Here is a 2,611-nt window from a genome sequence, read left to right as displayed (position 1 = left end):
GCCACCCACAGGGCCGCCAGCACAGGCACGGCCCCCACCCAGGCGACACCCCACACCGCCAGGTCGGGCAGGAGCACGCCGACCGCCAGCAGCAAGACCGCCACCCAGAATCCGGCGGGATAGAGCCAGGCGGGCAGTCCCGCGAGTTCGCTGTCAGGTTTTCTTTCTGGGGTCATCAGGTCTCTCCGGTGACTCCTACTGTACCGCCCGCGCTATGGCGCAGACAGCTTGTCCAGCAGCGTCAGGGCATTGTCCACGCCTGCGCCGCTCGCCGTGTTGTCGAAGATGACCCAGGTTTCGCCCGTATGTGACTGCACCTCTTGGGCCAGCCGCGCCAGAGCTTCGTCCGAATACGAGGAGGAGTACATGCGCGGCGAGCCGTGCCAGCGGTAGTACACGGTTTGCGGGTCGCCCCCAGGGACAGCGGCGGCGGGAACTCTGGCGGGGTCGGCCGCCACCCGTCCAATCCGGTGTTCCCGCAGCAGAGCATCGGCTTCGGCGGTGAACCAGCTCGCGTGGCGCGGCTCGCAGACAGTGGCGACAGGGGTCTGCTGCCGCAACGTATCGAAAAATTCGGCGGCTACATCTGGCTCGAAGTTCAGGCTGGGCGGCAACTGCACCAGCAGACAGCCGAGTTTGTCGCCCAGGCCGCCGACCCCGTCCAGAAAGTCGGTGAGCGTGCCCGCACAGTCCCGCAATCTGGCGGTGTGCGTGACGGCTTTGGGCACCTTGACGCTGAAGCGGAACCCGTCCGGCGTGAGGTCAGCCCACTTCCGATAGGTGCTGCGGCGATGGGGACGGTAGAACGACGAGTTGATTTCGACGGTGTCGAAGCGGGTCGCGTAGCGTTCCAGCACACTTCCACCCGCGCCGAATTCGGGCCGCCCGCTGGCGACACCCCAGCCCGCGCACCCGACCCGCACCTGCCTGCCCTGGAACTGTCCGCTCACGACCTATCCTGGCACGCGGGGCGGTCTGGAACCGGACACGGCGCAGATTAAGCTCAAATGGGACTGCCGATGGTACGCCGGGTATCCGAGCCGTTACCCTGTACGTATGGCTAACCTCAGTTCTTCCACCGTCATGCTGACCGGCGCGGGCGGCTCGCTTGCCAACGCCATCGCGCAGGAACTCGAAGATGCGGGCGCACAGATGGTGCTGGTCGGGCGCGGCGAAGACCTCGCCTGGGCCGCCGACCGTTACCCCGCCAAGGAAGTGCTGGACCTTGACCTGACCGACCCCGCCAGCGTGGAGGCGCTGCGCAAGGTAAAAGTGGATACGCTGGTGCATACCGCTGGGGTGTACAGCGCCCAGGATGCCCACAAAGCCACCGCCGAGGACTACGACCAGATGTTCGGCAGTAACATGCTGACCCTCTTTCACGCTGTCCAGGGCGTGCTGCCCGCCATGCTCAAGCAGAAGGACGGGCAGATTCTGGCCCTCAGCGCGGGGCAGGCGGCGCGGCTCAGCGGCCCCAAGGAAGCCCTCTACACGGCCAGCAAGGCGGCGCTGGCGGCCTATGTATTGAGCCTGCACGACGAACTCAAGGGCAAGGGCGTGCGCGGCTGCGTGCTCTACCCGATGGGCGACATCGACACGCCCGAAAACCGCGACGAGGGCATCAAGTGGGAATCCCTGGTGGACGCCCGCGCCCTGGCCAAGACGGTGGCCCACATCCTGTCGCGGCCTGACCGGGCGCATATCACTGAACTCAAGGTCTACCCCGACGTCGAGGTCTAAGGTTGGGCGGCTCTTGACCCGTCTGGACGCTTAGACTTGGCTCCATGATTTCCGCCATGACGCTGGCCGTGATTGGCATCGGGCTGCTGGCCGGGGTGCTGGGGGCTATCCTGGGCCTCGGTGGGGGCGTGGTGGTTGTGCCCGCCCTCGAATTCGTCTTGCCCCGTTTCGGCCATGAACTGAGTATTCAGCAGGCGGTCGCCGTTTCCCAGATCGGCGTGCTGGCGGTGGGCCTGAGTGGAGCCGCCGCCTATTTGCAGCAAGGGCTGGTTCGCGCCCGCACAGGCTACCTGCTTTCGCCCTACACCATCATCGGCGGGGCGCTGGGCAGCTTTCTGGGGTTGGTGCTGCCCGCCAGGGTGGTGGCGACAGTTTTCGCCGGGTTGCTGCTGTACTCGGCCTATAACTTGCTGCGCGGCCTGAAACGGGTCGAAGTCGAACGGGAGCCGTCGCCGCTGGTGCCGCCTGCCATGGCTTTTGCGGGGGTCATGAGTGGTTTGCTGGGCATCGGTGGGGGCACGGTGCAAGTGCCTGTGCTGAACCTGATGGCAGGCTTGCCGATTCGTCAGGCCATCGCCACGTCCACCTTCATCATGGGCCTGACTGCGGTAGGCAACGCCCTGGTCTATCAGGCGGGCGGGCTGCTGGATGTGAAGCTGGCCGCCGCCATCGCGCTGGGCGTACTGGTGGGGGCCAGGGTAGGGGCGGGCCTGCAAAGTCGTATCCCCGCCGCGCAACTGAAGCTGTTTTTCAGCCTGTTGCTGCTGTTTACGGCGGGGCAGTTGCTGTGGAAGTACTGGGGGTAGACTTGATTGTATACGGCGATTAGGGGTTGACAGTTGAGGCGGAAGGTGCGAAGCGAAGATTGTAG

The 2,611-nt window shown here is 65.6% G+C and carries 3 protein-coding genes; 2 read left to right on the top strand and 1 reads right to left on the bottom strand.

Annotation, left to right across the window (positions count from 1 at the left end; genetic code table 11):
* Positions 1 to 212 precede the first annotated feature (212 nt).
* Positions 213 to 950, bottom strand: coding sequence for a DUF72 domain-containing protein (locus Q4C89_RS14735; RefSeq protein WP_303103376.1), 738 nt, complete (start codon positions 948 to 950; stop codon positions 213 to 215).
* A 106-nt stretch (positions 951 to 1,056) separates the two neighbouring features.
* Here Q4C89_RS14735 and Q4C89_RS14730 point away from each other — a divergent pair, with 106 nt between their 5' ends.
* Complete coding sequence (locus Q4C89_RS14730; protein ID WP_303103375.1) at positions 1,057 to 1,740, top strand: SDR family oxidoreductase; 684 nt, start codon at positions 1,057 to 1,059, stop codon at positions 1,738 to 1,740.
* 44 nt (positions 1,741 to 1,784) lie between these two features.
* The gene (locus Q4C89_RS14725) at positions 1,785 to 2,546 is read left to right on the top strand and encodes a sulfite exporter TauE/SafE family protein (RefSeq protein WP_303103374.1); all 762 of its coding nucleotides are present in this window, start codon (positions 1,785 to 1,787) and stop codon (positions 2,544 to 2,546) included.
* Positions 2,547 to 2,611: the final 65 nt, after the last annotated feature.

The sequence above is a fragment of the Deinococcus sp. genome (assembly GCF_030523985.1).
Lineage (GTDB): Bacteria > Deinococcota > Deinococci > Deinococcales > Deinococcaceae > Deinococcus.
The sequence above is the reverse complement of the archived record's forward strand: the minus strand, read 5'-3'. Positions and strand labels throughout refer to the sequence as shown.